At 51.4% G+C, this 255-nt stretch carries 1 tRNA gene; it reads left to right on the top strand.

What is annotated here, in order from left to right:
• The first annotated feature begins 179 nt into the window (after window positions 1-179).
• A tRNA-Arg gene (locus KH400_RS23860) sits at window positions 180-253 on the top strand.
• Window positions 254-255 lie beyond the last annotated feature (2 nt).

The following is a 255-nucleotide window of genomic DNA, read 5'->3' as shown; positions in this document are numbered from 1 at the left end:
GGCAGACACACAGGACTTAAAATCCTGCGGTAGGTGACTACCGTGCCGGTTCAAGTCCGGCCCTCGGCACCAAACCATCTACATGAATATCCTGCTGTGCAGGTTTGCGACGAGTAGCGTAAGCAACACAGGAGCACTTTTACTCCATGGATGTTCATTACTCAAATTTTATAACATTTGCGCCCGTAGCTCAATTGGATAGAGCGTCTGACTACGGATCAGAAGGTTAGGGGTTCGACTCCTCTCGGGCGCGCC

Source organism: Desertibacillus haloalkaliphilus (genome assembly GCF_019039105.1).
GTDB lineage: Bacteria > Bacillota > Bacilli > Bacillales > KJ1-10-99 > Desertibacillus > Desertibacillus haloalkaliphilus.
The sequence above is the reverse complement of the archived record's forward strand: the minus strand, read 5'-3'. Positions and strand labels throughout refer to the sequence as shown.